Source organism: Pseudomonas azotoformans (assembly GCF_001579805.1).
In the GTDB taxonomy this organism is placed as follows: Bacteria; Pseudomonadota; Gammaproteobacteria; order Pseudomonadales; family Pseudomonadaceae; genus Aquipseudomonas; species Aquipseudomonas azotoformans_A.
The window spans coordinates 4,861,796-4,878,073 of sequence record NZ_CP014546.1 but is presented as its reverse complement, the minus strand read 5'-3'; the positions used below and the strand labels follow the sequence as shown (position 1 = coordinate 4,878,073).

Genomic DNA, 16,278 nt, shown 5'->3' with positions numbered 1-16,278 from the left:
CGCTACAGGCCCCGCAGACTGGGCTTAGAATCAAGCTCGGCAACCACGCCGAACACAATAAAAAACCGTAACAGCTCACCTGCAAACATCTGCCCATACACCTTTATGCACCCTCCAATCAGTGCGGTGTTTCTGTGCGCGCGTTCATTCTCCCGGGGAAGTTACAACATGATTAAACAGTCGAGCCTGTTAGCACTGGCGGTGTGTGCCAGTATCAGTCAACTGGCGTTTGCCGAAACGGTCACCGACCAGGCGGACTCCAAGGGGTTTATCGAAGGCAGCAGCGTCACCGGGTTGTTGCGCAACTACTACATGAACCGTAATCGCGAAGGTGGCCGGGCCGATAACATAGACTGGACCCAGGGCGCGATGCTCAACTACGCCTCGGGCTTCACCCAGGGCACTATCGGCTTCGGCGTGGATGCCTACGCCTACGGCGGGCTGAAACTGGACGCCACCCACGCGGACGCCGGCACCGGCAACCTACCGACCGACCGGCATGGCGACCCCGAAGACGCCTACGGCTCCGTGGGTGCGGCGGTGAAGATCAAGATCTCCAAGACCCAGCTCAAATTCGGTGACATGCAACCCACCGCCCCGGTCTTCGCCACCGGCGGCACCCGCCTGTTGCCGCAGACCGCCACCGGTTTCGACCTGACCAGCAGTGAAATCGCCGGCCTGGACCTGGAAGCCGGACACTTCACCAGCACCAACAGTGGCATGACCAGCAACCATGACCACGATATCTACGCGACCTACGCCAATATCGCCGCCAACAGTGCCAGTTTCGTCGGTGGCAAATACACCTTCAGCCCGTCCCTGAGCGCAACCGTTTATGCCGGTGAACTGGAAGACATCTGGCGCCAGTACTACACCAACCTCAACTACGTGATCCCGCTGGCCCATGACCAGTCACTCGCGCTGGACGGCAACCTCTATCGCACCCTCGATACTGGCAGCGCCAAGGCCGGCGCGATCAACAACACCACCTACTCACTAGCGGCGGCGTACTCGTTCCTGCAGGCGCACACGTTGACGCTGTCGTTCCAGAAAGTGCATGGCGACACGCCGTTTGACTACATCGGCACCGGCAACAACGGCGCGGGCGAAGGCGGCGATTCGGTGTACCTGGCCAACTCGGTGCAGTGGGGGGACTTCAACGGGCCGGGCGAACAGTCCTGGGGCATTCGGTATGACTTGAACATGGCCAGTTATGGCGTGCCAGGGCTGAGCTTCATGGGCCGCTACATCAACGGCTCGGACATCAATGGCACCCACACACCGGATCACAGCGCCTATGTGGGCGACTACGGCGCCGACGGCGCGCACCACGAAACCGACCTGGAGGCCAAGTACGTGATCCAGAGTGGCCCGGCGAAAAACCTGTCGTTGCGTGTCCGCGATGCGATCGTGGCATCGAACGCCGACCAACGTGATGGTGACCTGAATGAGTTGCGGCTGATCGTCGACTATCCGTTCACCTTGCTCTAATCAATCCGGCATCGCCCCCAACCGCTGGCGCATCCCTGCGCTGGCGGCTGGACCGGCTTGGATCGTGCACTGGTCCAACGGCACACATTGGCCTGCGGCATTCGCCATCGCCGGCTGCACCGGCAACCCGGTCGCACGCTCTACCACTTCCACACTGTGGCCTTCTTCGGCGAAATGCCGGTTGCCCCAGGCCACCAGCGACATCAGCACCACGCTGAAATCCTCACCCTTGGCCGTCGGCACATATTCGTAGCGTGGCGGTCGCTCGCTGTAGGGCCGACGCTCCAACATCCCCGCCTCCACCAAGCCATTCAAACGGCGCGTGAGCATATTCGGCGCGATACCCAGGCTGCGCGAGAACTCGTCGAAGCGGCGCAGGCCGTGCAAGGCGTCGCGCATGATCAGAATGCTCCACCACTCCCCTACCCGCTCAAGGCTGCGGGCGATCGGGCATTCGTCGCTGATGAGGGACTTGCGTTGCATGGCGTTTCCTGTGGGTCAGTGCAAATGTGTGTGATGCCATGTTACTTTCATGATGATAGTGACGTCCATAGGGTCTGTTCCCTCACCGCAACCGGAGTCGATTGATCATGAGTAAACGCATCGTTGTGACAGGCATGGGCGCGCTGACGCCGTTGGGCGCTGACGTGGAATCCACCTGGCGCCGCCTGTTGGCCGGGCAATCGGGCATCCGTCGCCTGCCGGAAGAGTTGATCGGGGATTTGGCCGTCAGCATCGGTGGCCAGGTACAAAGCAACCTGCAGGACCCTGAAGCCGGATTTGACCCGGATCGCCTGCTGGCAACCAAGGAACAACGCAAGATGGACCGCTTTATCCTGTTCGCGCTGGCGGCGGCGGATGAAGCCTTGAAGCAGGGCCGGCTGGGCGCCGGACACAGTGGAACAACAGGAGCGCACGGCGACCATCATTGCGTCTGGCGTCGGCGGTTTCCCGGCGATTGCCGATGCAGTACGCACCACTGACAGCAAAGGCCCACGGCGTTTATCGCCGTTTACCATCCCGTCCTTCTTGAGCAACATGGCCGCTGGGCATGTGTCGATCAATTACGGTTTGAAAGGCCCGCTGGGGGCGCCGGTGACCGCCTGTGCTGCTGGTGTGCAGGCTATCGGCGACGCGGCGCGGATGATTCGTGCCGGTGAAGTCGATGTAGCGGTATGCGGCGGCGCGGAAGCGGCGATTCATCGGGTCAGCCTGGCCGGTTTTGCCGCAGCGCGAGCCCTGTCCAGCGACTTCAATGACACACCCGAGCTGGCTTCGCGGCCATTCGATCAGGCGCGCGACGGTTTTGTCATGGGCGAAGGTGCCGGCATCCTCGTTATCGAAGAACTGGAGCATGCCCTGGCGCGTGGCGCACAACCGATTGCGGAGTTGGTGGGCTACGGCACCAGTGCCGATGCCTACCACATGACGGCCGGCCCGGAAGACGGCGACGGTGCGCGACGCGCCATGCAGCAAGCCTTGCGCCAGGCCGGAATCGAGGCGGCCCAGGTGCAGTACTTGAACGCTCACGCGACTTCCACACCGGTAGGCGACAAAGGCGAACTGGCCGCGATCAGGACGGTATTTGGCGCCAACGGCAGCCCGGCGATCAGCTCGACCAAATCTGTCACCGGGCACCTGTTGGGCGCTGCGGGCGGTATCGAAGCCATTTTCACCGTACTCGCCCTGCGTGATCAGGTCGCCCCGGTCACCCTCAACCTGCAAAACCCCGACGTGCTTGCGGATGGCCTGGACCTGCTGCGCGGTGCAGCCCGGCCGATGCCGATTGAATACGCGCTGTCCAACGGCTTCGGCTTTGGCGGCGTGAATGCCAGCGTGTTGTTCCGCCGCTGGGCGTAGTTTGCCCCTGCGGTATTTTTCGGGGACCATGGGCGCCTTTCTGAACCTGCCAATGAGAGGCGCCCATGGCCAACCACGACCTGCACTACACCCCGGATCCCGATGCCGACTCGATTTCTTCGGATGTGATCGGCTTCAACGGCATCCTGGTGTCCACCCAGATCCCGACCCGCGCCGATGGCAGCCTGGAGCTGGGCGATATCACCCTGCAAAGCGAATGCACCCTGCAAGCCTTGAAAGTCGCCCTGGAAAAGGCCGGCAGCTCCATGGGCCGGGTGATGCACCTGACCATTTATCTGACGGATATGGCTGATCGCGCGGCCTTCAACGAGGTCTACAAGCGCTTCTTTGCCAAGCCCTGGCCCGTGCGTGCGGCGGTTGGCGTTGCCGCGTTGGCGGTAGAGGGCATGCGCGTGGAAGTCACTGCGATGGCCGCTCAAGCCTGAGTGGGTGCCGGTCAGGCATTTCACAGCTACAATGCGCGCCTCAACCGTGACAAGCCTGACTAAAAAAACTATGTCCTTGCCCAAGCATCACCTGGAATTGCTCAGCCCTGCCCGCGATGTCGCCATCGCGCGCGAGGCTATCCTGCACGGCGCCGACGCCGTGTACATTGGCGGCCCGAGCTTCGGCGCGCGCCATAACGCCTGTAACGACGTGAGCGATATCGCGTCCCTGGTGGAATTCGCCCGCCGTTACCACGCGCGCGTCTTCACCACGATCAACACCATCCTGCATGACAACGAACTGGAACCCGCGCGCAAGCTGATCCATCAGCTCTACGACGCTGGCGTCGACGCGCTGATCGTGCAAGACCTGGGCGTGATGGAGCTGGATATTCCGCCCATCGAGCTGCACGCCAGCACCCAGACCGACATTCGTACCCTGGGCCGCGCCAAATTTCTCGACCAGGCTGGTTTTTCGCAGCTGGTATTGGCCCGTGAGCTGAACCTGCAGGAAATCCGTGCCATCGCCGACGAAACCGATGCCGCCATCGAGTTCTTCATCCACGGCGCCTTGTGCGTGGCGTTTTCCGGGCAGTGCAACATCTCTCACGCACAGAACGGCCGCAGCGCCAACCGGGGCGATTGCTCCCAGGCCTGCCGCCTGCCGTACACCTTGAAAGATGACCAGGGCCGCGTCGTGGCTTTTGAAAAGCACCTGCTGTCGATGAAAGACAACAACCAGAGCGCCAACATTCGTGCGCTGGTCGAAGCGGGCGTGCGTTCGTTCAAGATCGAAGGCCGCTACAAGGACATGGGCTATGTGAAGAACATCACCGCCTATTACCGCCAGCGCCTGGATGACGTGCTTGAAGACCGCCCGGACCTGGCGCGCGCCTCCAGCGGCCGCACCGCGCACTTCTTCCTGCCGGACCCGGAAAAAACCTTCCACCGTGGCAGCACTGACTATTTTGTTACCGATCGCAAGGTCGACATCGGCGCCTTCGACACCCCAACGTTCACCGGCCTGCCGGTGGGTGTGGTGGAAAAAGCCGGCAAGCGTGACCTGCAAGTGGTCACCCATGAGCCGCTGTCCAATGGCGACGGCCTGAACGTGCTGATCAAGCGCGAAGTGGTGGGTTTCCGTGCCAACATCGCCGAGCCTAAAGGCGAGTTCGAGGAAGACGGCGAGAAGCGCTACCGCTACCGCGTAGAGCCGAATGAAATGCCGGCCGGCCTGCACCAGTTGCGCCCGAATCATCCGCTGAACCGTAACCTGGACCACAACTGGCAACAGGCGCTGCTCAAGACCTCATCCGAGCGTCGTATCGGCCTGACCTGGGCCGCGCGCCTGCGTGAAGAACAGTTGGAAGTCACCGCTACAAGCGAAGAAGGCATCAGTGCCAGCGTCACCCTGCCCGGCCCGTTCGGCGTGGCCAACAAGCCGGAGCAGGCGCTCGATACTTTGCGCGACCTGCTCGGCCAACTGGGCACCACCGAATACCATGCGACCAACATCCAACTGGATGCGCCGCAGGCGTTCTTCATCCCCAACTCACAGCTCAAGGCCTTGCGCCGCGAAGTGATCGAAGCGCTGACCGCTGCCCGTGTGGCCGCTCACCCGCGTGGTGGACGCAAAGCCGAGACCACCCCGCCGCCGGTCTATCCGGAAGCGCATCTGTCGTTCCTGGCCAACGTCTACAACCAGAAAGCCCGTGATTTCTATTACCGTCACGGCGTGAAGCTGATCGACGCCGCCTTCGAAGCCCATGAAGAAACCGGCGAAGTGCCGGTGATGATCACCAAGCACTGCCTGCGCTTCTCGTTCAACCTGTGCCCTAAACAGGCCAAGGGTGTCACGGGCGTGAAGACCAAGGTCGCGCCGATGCAACTGATTCACGGCGATGAAGTGCTGACCCTGAAGTTCGACTGCAAGCCGTGCGAGATGCACGTCGTGGGCAAGATCAAGGGCCACATCCTTGGCTTGCCGCAGCCGGGCAGCGCAGTGGAGCACTTCAACCCGGAAAACATCATTTTCCAGGGTACGCACTGACCCTCTGGGAGCGGGGCCACCACCAGCCCCGCTGCAACCCCGCCGCCGCCAGTAGAATCGCCGCTACACCCAGCCATTGCAGCCAGCCCAGACGATGCCCGAAGGCGATCCAATCGACGAAGATCGCCGCAATCGGGTAGATGAACGACAGCGCGCCAGTAATGGCCGTGGGCAGTTTCTGGATCGCACCGTACAGCAGCACGTACATCAAACCGGTATGCACCACACCCAGCGTCACCAAAGCCGTCCAGGCATTGGGGGTGGCCGGCAGACTGTTCCAAGGCACCATCGGCGCGAGTAACAGCGCGCCGGTGGTCACCTGGATCAACGCCATCAGATGCGGCGGTACTTCTTTAAGACGCTTGATGATCAGCGCCGCAATCGCGTACAGAAAGGCCGCGCCCAGCGCCAGGGCGATGCCAGTGAGGTAATCGTCGCCGGTCGTTTGATCGCCATGGGCGGTGACAATCGCGAGCATGCCCAGGAACGCCACACTCAACCACGCGAGTTTCTGCACGGTGATCTTTTCTCCCAGGAACACCGCCGCCAGCATCACCAACATGAACGGCTGCACGTTGTACACCGCCGTGCTGATGGCAATCGACGCACGGGAATAGGATTCGAACAGCAGCAACCAATTGCCGACAATCGCCACGCCGCTGAGCATCGCCAGGCCGAGCTTGGCCCAGCTCAGCAGGTCCAGGCGCAAGTAACCCAGCAGTGCGCAGACCAGCAACAGCGTCAGCCCGCCGATCACGCACCGCCAAAACACCACTTCGATCACCGACACGCCAGACACCAATACAAACCAACCAATGGTGCCCGAGATCAGCATGGCGGCGATCATTTCCCACGACCCGCGACGGATGGATGTGTCCATGATTGAAGCTCCTCAAGTGAGGCTCAATTATGGCAATCTGCTCAGCAGCGGCTCCAGCGCCTAAAAAAGGCCAAAACGCTGGATTGCCTTTACTTATTAGGTGGACACCATGATTGACACCATCGACCAGCAACTCATCGCGGCTTTGATGGACGACTCGCGCCTGTCCCTCAAGGCCCTGGCCGGCATTACCGGGCTGTCTTCGCCCAGCGTCGGTGAACGTTTGCGCCGTCTCGAAGAACGCGGCGTGCTGACCCACTACACCGTCAACATCGACCCCAAGCATTTCGGCTACCTGCTGCAAGCCATCGTGCGCATCCGCCCCCTGCCCGGCAAATTGCATGAGGTGGAACGGCAGATCCAGGCGATTCCCGAATTCACCGAGTGCGACAAGGTGACCGGCGATGACTGCTTCATCGCACGCCTGCATGTGCGCACCATGGATCATCTGGACAGCCTTCTCGACAAGCTGAATGCCTACGCCGAAACCAACACTGCCATCGTCAAGAAAACCCCGGTGAAACGCCGCCTGCCGCCGCTGGGGGATTAGTGATTTTGAGTCACTAGTGCAATGCCTGAGCGAGCATTCCGTCATGACTGAGCGCTGTTTATCCTGGCGCCACTCTTTGGAACAACAGGTAGAACGCTCATGTACGTCATTACGGGAATCACAGGCAAAGTCGGCGGCGCTCTGGCGCATAATCTGATCAAGGCGGGCCAGCCGGTGCGCGCGGTCGTGCGTGATGCAGGCAAGGCAACCTACTGGGCTGACCTGGGCTGCGAAGTCATGTTTGCAGAGATGGAAGATGCTCAAGCGCTGACGGCTGCATTCACCGGCGCGACCGGCGTGTTCATCCTGCCGCCGCCAGGCTTTGATCCGCAACCCGGCTTCCCCGAGGCCCGCGCCGTGATCAGCGCGGTCAGCCAGGCCCTGCAAGCCGCCGCACCGCCGAAAGTGCTGTGCCTGTCGACCATCGGCGCCCAGGCTGAGCAGGTCAACCTGCTGACCCAGCGCACCTTGATGGAGCAAGCCCTCAGCGCCCTCTACATCCCCGTTACCTTCCTGCGCCCGGCGTGGTTCATGGAGAACTCGCTGTACGACGTGATCTCAGCCCGCGACACCGGCGTGATCCATAGCTTCCTGCAACCGCTGGACAAAGCCGTGCCGATGATCGCCACGGCGGATATCGGCAGCGTAGCGGCGCAGTTGCTGCAACAGGACTGGGCCGGCCAGCGTGTGGTGGAACTGGAAGGCCAATGGGTGAGCCCCAACGACATCGCCCGCACCCTTGCGCAATTGCTGGGCCGCGACGTGCACGCCGAGGTGGTTGAGCGTGACACCTGGGAAGCGCTGCTACGTTCGCAAGGTGCGCAGAACCCACTGCCGCGCATGCGCATGGTGGATGGGTTCAATGAAGGGTGGATTTGTTTTGAGCATGATCAGGTGCTTAAAGGGGCGACGCCGTTACAAACCGTATTGCGCGAGCTGATGAATAAATAAACAGGTTTTCTGTGGTGAGCAGGCTTGTTGTGGTGAGCAGGTTTCCTGTGGCGAGCAGGCTTGCCACAAACAAGCCCGCTCGACAGAGAGAGCAGCCCTCAGCCATGCAGCGCTTTTGCCGCAGCAAGCAAGCCTTGGAACTTGCGATATCGCACTTCCAGTACCGCCTGCTGCTTGGCATCCGGCAAGTATCGCGCCTTCACCGCCATCCCCGCCTCCAACAACCCTTCCCCCTGCCCGATCGACAGAAACCCCAGCTTCGCAGCCCCTATGCAGGCACTCAACTCACTGCCGTGTAACGTGAAGATCTCCCGCTGCAGGATGTTGGCCAGCAACTGCGCCCAATATTCGCTGCGCGCCCCGCCGCCCACCAAGGCGCAGGCCCCGACGTCGGTGCCGGCCGATTTCACGGCGCGCAGCGCATCCAGCAAACCGAAACCCACGCCTTCCATCACGGCATAACCCAGCATCGCGGGTGTGCAGTCGTGGCCCAAGCCCATGAAACCGCCGCGCAGCAGTGGGTCATTGTGGGGTGTACGTTCTCCGGCAAGGTACGGCAGAAACAAGGGCGTGCTGAGTGGCACGGGTTGTTCGATCGGCAATTGTGCCTGCACCTGGTCCAGCAACGCTTGCTCATCCGCAGTGCCCGTCAGCCGAGTGACCCAGCGCAGGCAACTGGCCCCGGCGAGCATGGCGCCCATGGTGTACCAACGGTTCGGCAGCGCATGGCAGAAACTGTGCACGGCGCTGGCCGGGTTGCCGGCGGCGTGGTCGGTGATTGCGACGATGGCTGCGCTGGTGCCGAGGGTGATGAAGCCGTCGCCTGCATTGATCGCACCGATTCCGACAGCCGCCACCGGGTTGTCGCCACCGCCGCCAGCGATCACGACGTCAGCCGACAACCCAAGGTCCATCGCCGTCAAACAAGCGCTCGCGGCACCGCCTTCGATCAACCGGGGCATTTGCTCCGGCGCAAGTCCCGTAGCGCGCAGCATGGGAGCGAACCACGCACGTCGTGCCACATCCAGCCATAACGTGCCGGCAGCATCCGACATCTCACTGATGCGTTCGCCACTCAGGCGCAACCGCAGGTAGTCCTTAGGTGACAGCACACAGTCAATGGCCCTGAACACTTCAGGTTCATGGTGTTGCAGCCACAGCAGTTTCGGCGCCGTCAGCCCGGCCATCGGCAAGCTGCCGGTGATGCCGGAGAGTTCCGGGCCCAACTGCTCGGCCTCGGCGACCGCACGGGAGTCATCCCACAGAATCGCCGGGTACAACACCCGATCATCCGCCCCCAACAACACCGCGCCGTGCATCTGCCCGGACAGGCCGATACAGTCCACACGCGCAAATGCCTCATGCAGGCGCAACTGGGCCAGCGCTTGCAAACAGGCCTGCCACCAATCCTGCGGGTCTTGCTCGGACCAGCCGCTATGACGCCGCGACACGCTCAAGCGCACGCCGGCATGGGCCAGCACCTTACCGTCGAGGTCCATGAGGATGGCCTTGAGTTCCGAGGTGCCGAGGTCGATGCCGAGGGAAACGGGATTGCTCATACGGGGTCATTCCACTCCATTACAGCCACATGAATGACGCCATTGCAGGGTCGGCGCCAAGCGCAGACTCTGGGTCGGCGAGTGGGGCGATGCCATGCGTTGCAACAACAGGTTCACCGCCTGGACGCCAAGTGCCTGCACCGGCTGTGCGATCAATGTGAGGCGCGGCACGAAAAAATCCGCCCAGTCGAAATCATCAAAACCCACCAGCGCCATCTGCGCCGGCACGTCGATCTGCGCATCACGCAGGGCCTGCATGGCGCCCAGGGTCATCAGGTTGTTGCCGGCCATGATCGCCGTCGGCGGTGCCGCCAGGCCCAGCAACTGCACCGTGGCCTGGCGCGCAGGCTCAGTATTGGAGCCGCCATTGACCAGCAGCTCCGGATCAAACACCAGCCCCGCCCCCTGCAATGCGGCGCGGTAACCGGCGACACGCTCATCGGTGGTGCTGAACCCCTCGCGCCCGGCGATAAAGCCGATCCGCCGATGACCATGGGCGATAAGGTGTTCAACCAGCACCTGGGTAGGCTGGGCATTCTCCACCCCAACCTGGTCGAAGTGCTCACTCATCATGCGGTCCACCAGCACCGCTGGAATTTCGTTGGTGCGCAGATAATCCAGGGCCTTTGAGCCGTTTGAAGGCGCCAGCACAATCCCATCGACCCGCCGATGATGCAGCGCCATGACCACTTTCAGCTCCTGCTCCGGATCATCATGGGTGTCGACAAACAGCATCATGTAGCCGTGCTGGGCGCACGCGGTTTCAATCGCGTGCACCGTCTCACTGAAATAGTGGTTGGACAACGCCGAGATCGCCACGCCAATCGTGTTGGTGCTCGACCGGGCCAACGAGCGCGCCAGGGTGTTGGGGATGTAGCCCAACGCCTGGATCGCCTGCTGCACCGCCAGTACGGTGGCCGGGCTGACCTTGCGGGTGCCGTTCAACACGTGGGACACCGTCGACGTCGACACCCCCGCCCTGCTTGCCACGTCATCCATGGTGACCACGACGCTGTTCCTTCTCAGTGGATCAATGTTTGCTCGACCAACCGCTGTACGTAGCGACGTTGTCACGGGTGATCAGTTTGGGCGTGAGCAGGGTAACCGCTTCGGCCGGGGCTTTGTCATTGAGAATGTCATTGCCCACATTGACGGCGGTCTGCGCCATGGCCCACGGGTCCTGGCTGGACGACGCCTGGATCTGCGTCTCGGTCTTCAGCGCGTTCTCGATATCCGGTGCGCCGTCCACCGAGGTGATGATGATGCCGCTGCGCTTGAGCTGCTTGGCGGCCAGGTCGCTGCCGATGGCTTGTGGGTCGTTGATCGCGAACAGGCCGTCGATTTTCGGGAAGCGCGTGAGGTAACCCTGCATCACATTCAGGCCACCTTCGCGGGAGCCCTTGCCGTCCTGGTCATCAGACAGCACCTTGATATCCGGCGCGGCGGCCAGCGCGGCCTTGCAGCCTTTGACGCGGTCAGTCACGGCGGTGACTTGCGGGCCGTTCTGGATGATCACGTTGCCTTTGCCGGAGAGTTTGTCCACCAGGTACTGGCAGGCCAGCTTGCCGGCTTCGACGTTGTCGGTCTGCACGGTCGCGTTCACGCCCTTGGCGTCCACATCCACGGCGACGACTACGATGCCGGCATCGCGGGCTTTCTTGATCGCCGAGGCCATGGCAGAGGGGTCGACGGCGTTGATCAGGATCAGGTCGACCTTGGACGAAATGAAATTGTCGATCTGCGAAAACTGCTTGCTCAGGTCGTAGTCAGCCGACACCGAAGTCACCTTGACGTTGGGGTTCAGCTCCTTGGCCCGTGCCGTTGCACCGTCGGCCAGGGTCACGAAATACGGGTTGCCCAGCGAGCCCATGCTGATGCCGAGGGCCTTCAACTCACGGGCTTCGACGGCTTGGGACATCAGGGCAGCCAAGGCAATGACGGGAAAGATACGTTTAAGGTTCATGCGGGTCTCTCTTGTGATTGTTGTAGGAATCAGGTCCGCGCACCGGACTGGCGATAACGATCCAGCGCCACCGCGCCAATGATCACGATGCCCTTGATGATGTATTGCCAGATATCCGACACACCCAGCAGCACCAGGCCGTTGGTGAGCACGGCGATGATCAGCGCGCCGATCAACGTGCCGCCGATGGTGCCGACGCCGCCGGTAAAACTGGTGCCACCGAGAATGACTGCTGCAATCGCATCCAGCTCATAGGATTGCCCCAGTTGCAGGCCATTGGCGGCAAACAACCGCGAAGCGCTCATCACTGCGCCCAATCCGGCCAGCGCACCGGACATGGCGTAGACGAACAGCAGCACTTTCCACACCTTGATCCCCGACAAGCGCGCCGCTTCCGGGTTACCACCCACCGAGTAGATCTGCACGCCCATCACCGTGCGGCGCAGGATGAACCAGGACAGCGCCACCACGGCCACGGCAATGATCACCAGCCAGGGCACGCCGAGCACTGAGTCATTGCCGATAAAGGCAAACGGCAGGTCCGGGTTGAATACGGTCTTGTCGTCCGCTAATAGCCGTGCCAGACCGCGCATGGCCGTCAGCGCGCCGAGAGTGACGATAAACGGCGGCAGGCGCATAAACGCGATCAAGCCGCCGTTGACCAACCCCAGCAGCAGGCCAAAGCCGATACCGGCAGCAATCCCGAACATGCCGAACTGCGGCGACATCGACGCCTGCAACGCCACCACGGCTGAAGCAGCCAGGATCGCGCCCACCGACAAGTCGATACCGGCAGTGAGGATCACAAAGGTCATGCCCGCCGCCAGCACCACATTCACCGACGCCTGCTGGGTGATGATCGACAGGTTCTGCACCGTCAGGAAGTTTTCGCTGGCCAGGGCAAACCCCACCAGCAGCAGGATCAGCACCGGCAACATGCCCACCGTGCGCATCAACTCGCGTGCGCGTTCTGCTTTACCGATTGTCGCGATATTCAACTCAGCCATGGGCAACCACCTGATCGCCACCGGTGGCGAGGTCAATAATGCGTTCCTGGGAAATAGCCTGGCCGGAGGCGCCGCCGACTTCAGCGACGAGCTGGCCTTCGCGCATGATCAGCACGCGGTCGCAGGTGCCGATGATTTCCGGCAGCTCGCTGGAGATCACCACGATGCCGACACCGGCCTGGGCCAATTGATTGATGATGCGGTAGATCTCGGATTTGGAGCCGATGTCGACACCCCGCGTGGGCTCGTCGAGGATCAGCACGTGCGGCTTGACCTCCAGCAGTCGCGCCAGCAACACCTTCTGCTGATTGCCACCGGACAGCGCGCCGACATTCACCTTGCCCGACGCCACGCGAATCGACAGCGACTTGATCGCGTCATTCGAGCGCTGCAAGGCATGCCCGCGATCCAGCACGCCACCGGCATGCGCATCCGGCACACAGGCGCAGACGTTGATGTTGTCCGCCACGCTCATGTCGAGGAACAGGCCCTGGGCCTTGCGGTCTTCGGTGAGGTAGACCACGCCGGCACGGATCGCGTCCGCCGGCGTGCGCAGTGGGGTGACGGTCTTGCCGACCACTTCCAAGGTGCCCGAGGTGCGTGGGTCGGCGGCAAAGATCAGCCGCGCCAGCTCGGTGCGCCCTGCCCCGACCAGCCCGGCAATGCCCAGCACTTCACCGGCATGCAGGTCGAAGCTGCAATGGCGCACGCGCTTGCCGTCGGCCATGTCGCGCACGCGCATCACCACGTTGCCAGGGTTGTAGGCGGCGTGTTCCTTTTTGTAGAAACCTGACAGGTCGCGGCCCACCATCATTTTCACCAGCACTTCGGCCGACAGCGCGTCGCGGGTCAGCTCGCCGATGTATTGGCCGTCCCGCAGCACCGAAACACGGTCCGACAGCTCATAGATCTCGGCCATGCGGTGGCTGATGTAGATGATCGCCAGGCCCTGGCTGCGCAGTTGCTTGATCAGCGCGAACAACCGGTCGGTCTCGCGAGATGACAACGGCGTGGTCGGCTCGTCCATCACCAGGATCTTGGCGTGGGCATGCAGGGCGCGGGCGATCTCCACCAACTGGCGCTCGGCAATCGACAGGCTGCTGACCCGTGTGGCGGGTGTGAACTCGGCGCCGAGGCGTTGCAGCACCTCGATGCACCCCGCCTCCATGCCCTTGCGGTCGATGGTCCAGCCACGCCGCAGTTCGCGGCCCAGGTAGATGTTCTCGGCCACGCTCAGGTTGGGGCACAGGCTTAGTTCTTGATAGATAACGGCAATGCCGAGGGTTTTCGCGGTGGCGGGGTCGAAACAGGTAATGGGTTCACCGGCAATGCGGATTTCACCGCCGGGGTCGGCTTGATAGGCGCCGGAGAGGATTTTCATCAGCGTGGACTTGCCGGCGCCGTTCTCCCCCATCAAGGCGTGGATTTCGCCGGGGTAGACCTTCAGGCCGACATTCTTGAGCACGCGCAAACCGTTGAAGGTTTTGCTGATGCCCTGCATTTCAAGCAAGGGTTCAAGGCTCATGAATGAGCTCCTGGTTTTATTATTTTTGTCGTCAGTGGGCCGACTCTAATGTAGAAACATTTCTTTACGCAAGCGCTTGCCTATCGGTTTTTGTGCATGAAGAAACGTTTCATCAAGCCAATTTATTGAATAGGCACGCAAAGCATCGGTTTTACCGTTTGTCTGCTATTGTCCAAGGACCTCATCTCCTCCTCATCGCCCCCAAGCGATCTTCTGTGAGCATGCTCTGCGCCATTGTCGGTTGACGGTGGCGGGCCTGAACGTCACGGAACGCCCAAGCGATGGACACACCGTTACCCGAACAGCCGCAATCGCGCGCCGAAAAAATCGTCGAGTTCAAACGGCAGAAAACCCTGCTCAAGACCGGCGCGCTGCAAGATGCCATCTTCAACAGCGCCTACTTCTCCAGCATCGCCACCGATGAAAAAGGCGTGATCCAGATCTTCAACGTCGGTGCCGAACGCATGCTCGGTTATGCCGCCGCCGACGTAGTCAACCGCATCACCCCCGCCGATATTTCCGACCCTGTCGAGCTGATCACCCGTGCCGCTGCCTTGAGCCTTGAGTTGGACACACCGATTACGCCGGGTTTCGAAGCCCTGGTGTTCAAGGCTTCCCGCGGCATCGAAGACATCTACGAGCTGACCTACATCCGCCAGGACGGCAGTCGCCTGTCGGCAATGGTCTCGGTGACCGCCCTGCGCAACCGGCATGACACCATCATCGGCTACCTGCTGATCGGCACCGACAACACCGCGCGCAAGCAGGAAGAAGCCGAGCGCAAAGGCTTCGAGCGCGCCCTGGAAGAAAAGAACCTGGAGCTGGAGCACGCCAGCCACATGAAGTCCGAGTTCCTCGCCACCATGTCCCACGAACTGCGCACGCCGCTGAATGCGGTGATTGGCTTTTCCGAGGCGCTCAAGGACGGCCTAGTCGGCGACATGAGCGAGACCCAGCGCGAGTACATCGGTGACATCTTCACCAGCGGCCAGCACTTGCTGTCGTTGATCAACGACATTCTCGACCTGTCCAAGGTCGAGGCCGGGATGATGGAACTGGAGCTGGAAAGCGTTGAGCTGGCGGGCCTTTTGGCCAATAGCTTGCTGATCGTGCGGGAAAAAGCCGCGCTGCAACGTATCCAATTGAAGCTGGAATGCCCCGACGACCTCGGCCACCTGGAACTGGACCTGCGCAAGACCAAGCAGATCGTCTACAACCTGCTGGCCAACGCGGTGAAGTTCAGCGAACACGGCAGTTCGGTAACGCTGACGGTGCGCCAGGTCACCCGCGAACAGGTCGGGCGAATTCCCGGCGATTGGCCGGTGTATCGCTTTGCCTTGCCCGCGAGCCCTCAGCAGCAATTCCTAGAGTTGAGCGTCAGCGACACCGGTATCGGCATTGCCGAGGACGATATGGGCAAGCTGTTCAAGGCCTTCAGCCAGATCGACAGCAGCCTGGCGCGCAAATTCGAAGGCACGGGCCTGGGGTTGGCGATGGTCAAGCAACTGGCCGACTTGCACGGCGGCAGTGTTGCGGTGGCCAGTCGCGAAGGCTGTGGCGCGCGGTTTGTGGCGTGGTTGCCACTGCACCGCGCGGCGGAGGCTCCATGGCCCACGTCCTGATCGTTGAAGACAATGAAGCCAATATGCGCCTGGCGCGCCTGTTGCTGGTGAACGCCGGCCATACAACCGTGTGGGCGCCCGATGCCGAGACCGGCCTGACCCAGGCCCGCGAACAGCAACCGGCCTTGATCCTGATGGATATCCAACTGCCTGGCATGGACGGCCTGGCCGCCACGGCTCTGCTCAAGCAGGACCCGCTGACGGCGCACATTCCGGTGATCGCCCTGACCGCCATGGCGATGAAGGAAGACCGTGAAAAGACCCGGCTGGCCGGCTGCGACGCCTATGTGATCAAACCCCTGCGTTACAAGGAGCTGTATCAGGTGATCGATACGCTGCTGCAAACCCACAACGACCCTCTCAGATGAGAATGC

The 16,278-nt window shown here is 61.8% G+C and carries 14 protein-coding genes and 1 pseudogene; 8 read left to right on the top strand and 7 right to left on the bottom strand.

From position 1 onward, the window contains the following. Positions 1 to 168: 168 nt before the first annotated feature. Entirely contained in the window at positions 169 to 1,491 is a 1,323-nt protein-coding gene (locus AYR47_RS22315) for an OprD family porin (protein ID WP_033902202.1), read from the top strand. On the opposite strand, the gene AYR47_RS22310 is transcribed toward AYR47_RS22315, so the two are convergent. After that, complete coding sequence (locus tag AYR47_RS22310) at positions 1,492 to 1,974, bottom strand: winged helix-turn-helix transcriptional regulator (protein ID WP_016975712.1); 483 nt, start codon at positions 1,972 to 1,974, stop codon at positions 1,492 to 1,494. A gap of 107 nt (positions 1,975 to 2,081) precedes the next feature. Here AYR47_RS22310 and fabF point away from each other — a divergent pair. From fabF to AYR47_RS22295, 3 genes and pseudogenes are all read left to right on the top strand, one after another. Beyond that, positions 2,082 to 3,351 (top strand): annotated as a pseudogene (gene fabF, locus AYR47_RS22305) (beta-ketoacyl-ACP synthase II). A gap of 65 nt (positions 3,352 to 3,416) precedes the next feature. Further along, positions 3,417 to 3,797 carry a RidA family protein gene (locus tag AYR47_RS22300; protein WP_061436907.1) on the top strand — a complete coding sequence of 127 codons (381 nt, stop codon included), beginning with the start codon at positions 3,417 to 3,419 and terminating at the stop codon, positions 3,795 to 3,797. Between the two features lie 70 nt (positions 3,798 to 3,867). After that, positions 3,868 to 5,847, top strand: coding sequence for a peptidase U32 family protein (locus AYR47_RS22295; protein WP_033902198.1), 1,980 nt, complete (start codon positions 3,868 to 3,870; stop codon positions 5,845 to 5,847). On the opposite strand, the gene AYR47_RS22290 is transcribed toward AYR47_RS22295, so the two are convergent. Next, on the bottom strand, positions 5,825 to 6,727 hold the full coding sequence (locus tag AYR47_RS22290; RefSeq protein ID WP_061436905.1) for a DMT family transporter: 903 nt from the start codon (positions 6,725 to 6,727) through the stop codon (positions 5,825 to 5,827). The genes AYR47_RS22295 and AYR47_RS22290 overlap by 23 nt on opposite strands. 109 nt (positions 6,728 to 6,836) lie before the next feature. Here AYR47_RS22290 and AYR47_RS22285 point away from each other — a divergent pair, with 109 nt between their 5' ends. Next, positions 6,837 to 7,277, top strand: coding sequence for an Lrp/AsnC family transcriptional regulator (locus AYR47_RS22285; protein ID WP_061436903.1), 441 nt, complete (start codon positions 6,837 to 6,839; stop codon positions 7,275 to 7,277). Between the two features lie 99 nt (positions 7,278 to 7,376). Further along, entirely contained in the window at positions 7,377 to 8,228 is an 852-nt protein-coding gene (locus AYR47_RS22280; RefSeq protein WP_061436901.1) for an NmrA family NAD(P)-binding protein, read from the top strand. 98 nt (positions 8,229 to 8,326) lie between these two features. Here AYR47_RS22280 and xylB read toward each other — a convergent pair whose 3' ends face one another. The 5 genes from xylB to AYR47_RS22255 are packed head-to-tail and all read right to left on the bottom strand — an operon-like array spanning position 8,327 to position 14,282. Beyond that, complete coding sequence (xylB, locus tag AYR47_RS22275; protein ID WP_061436899.1) at positions 8,327 to 9,787, bottom strand: xylulokinase; 1,461 nt, start codon at positions 9,785 to 9,787, stop codon at positions 8,327 to 8,329. A gap of 6 nt (positions 9,788 to 9,793) precedes the next feature. Then, the gene (locus tag AYR47_RS22270) at positions 9,794 to 10,795 is read right to left on the bottom strand and encodes a LacI family DNA-binding transcriptional regulator (protein WP_061436897.1); all 1,002 of its coding nucleotides are present in this window, start codon (positions 10,793 to 10,795) and stop codon (positions 9,794 to 9,796) included. A 22-nt stretch (positions 10,796 to 10,817) separates the two neighbouring features. Next, positions 10,818 to 11,750, bottom strand: coding sequence for an ABC transporter substrate-binding protein (locus tag AYR47_RS22265; protein WP_028616135.1), 933 nt, complete (start codon positions 11,748 to 11,750; stop codon positions 10,818 to 10,820). Between the two features lie 29 nt (positions 11,751 to 11,779). Next, positions 11,780 to 12,757, bottom strand: a complete 978-nt coding sequence (locus AYR47_RS22260; RefSeq protein WP_016975702.1) for an ABC transporter permease subunit — start codon at positions 12,755 to 12,757, stop codon at positions 11,780 to 11,782. Then, positions 12,750 to 14,282, bottom strand: a complete 1,533-nt coding sequence (locus AYR47_RS22255; protein WP_061436895.1) for a sugar ABC transporter ATP-binding protein — start codon at positions 14,280 to 14,282, stop codon at positions 12,750 to 12,752. Before AYR47_RS22255 ends, AYR47_RS22260 begins: the two co-directional genes overlap by 8 nt. 281 nt (positions 14,283 to 14,563) lie before the next feature. On the opposite strand from AYR47_RS22255, the gene AYR47_RS22250 reads away from it, so the two are divergent. Both AYR47_RS22250 and AYR47_RS22245 read left to right on the top strand, forming a co-directional pair. Beyond that, positions 14,564 to 15,904: a sensor histidine kinase gene (locus AYR47_RS22250; protein ID WP_033902189.1), complete on the top strand. Its 1,341-nt coding sequence runs from the start codon at positions 14,564 to 14,566 to the stop codon at positions 15,902 to 15,904. After that, positions 15,889 to 16,272 carry a response regulator gene (locus tag AYR47_RS22245; protein ID WP_016975699.1) on the top strand — a complete coding sequence of 128 codons (384 nt, stop codon included), beginning with the start codon at positions 15,889 to 15,891 and terminating at the stop codon, positions 16,270 to 16,272. Before AYR47_RS22250 ends, AYR47_RS22245 begins: the two co-directional genes overlap by 16 nt. Positions 16,273 to 16,278 lie beyond the last annotated feature (6 nt).

Coding starts and splice junctions, on each gene's coding strand:
- AYR47_RS22245 (WP_016975699.1), top strand. CDS start 15,889: ATGGCCCACGTCCTGATCGTTGAAGACAATGAAGCCAATATGCGCCTG.
- AYR47_RS22255 (WP_061436895.1), bottom strand. CDS start 14,282: ATGAGCCTTGAACCCTTGCTTGAAATGCAGGGCATCAGCAAAACCTTC.
- AYR47_RS22265 (WP_028616135.1), bottom strand. CDS start 11,750: ATGAACCTTAAACGTATCTTTCCCGTCATTGCCTTGGCTGCCCTGATG.
- AYR47_RS22315 (WP_033902202.1), top strand. CDS start 169: ATGATTAAACAGTCGAGCCTGTTAGCACTGGCGGTGTGTGCCAGTATC.
- AYR47_RS22300 (WP_061436907.1), top strand. CDS start 3,417: ATGGCCAACCACGACCTGCACTACACCCCGGATCCCGATGCCGACTCG.
- AYR47_RS22310 (WP_016975712.1), bottom strand. CDS start 1,974: ATGCAACGCAAGTCCCTCATCAGCGACGAATGCCCGATCGCCCGCAGC.
- AYR47_RS22260 (WP_016975702.1), bottom strand. CDS start 12,757: ATGGCTGAGTTGAATATCGCGACAATCGGTAAAGCAGAACGCGCACGC.
- AYR47_RS22285 (WP_061436903.1), top strand. CDS start 6,837: ATGATTGACACCATCGACCAGCAACTCATCGCGGCTTTGATGGACGAC.
- AYR47_RS22250 (WP_033902189.1), top strand. CDS start 14,564: ATGGACACACCGTTACCCGAACAGCCGCAATCGCGCGCCGAAAAAATC.
- xylB (WP_061436899.1), bottom strand. CDS start 9,787: ATGAGCAATCCCGTTTCCCTCGGCATCGACCTCGGCACCTCGGAACTC.
- AYR47_RS22290 (WP_061436905.1), bottom strand. CDS start 6,727: ATGGACACATCCATCCGTCGCGGGTCGTGGGAAATGATCGCCGCCATG.
- AYR47_RS22295 (WP_033902198.1), top strand. CDS start 3,868: ATGTCCTTGCCCAAGCATCACCTGGAATTGCTCAGCCCTGCCCGCGAT.
- AYR47_RS22280 (WP_061436901.1), top strand. CDS start 7,377: ATGTACGTCATTACGGGAATCACAGGCAAAGTCGGCGGCGCTCTGGCG.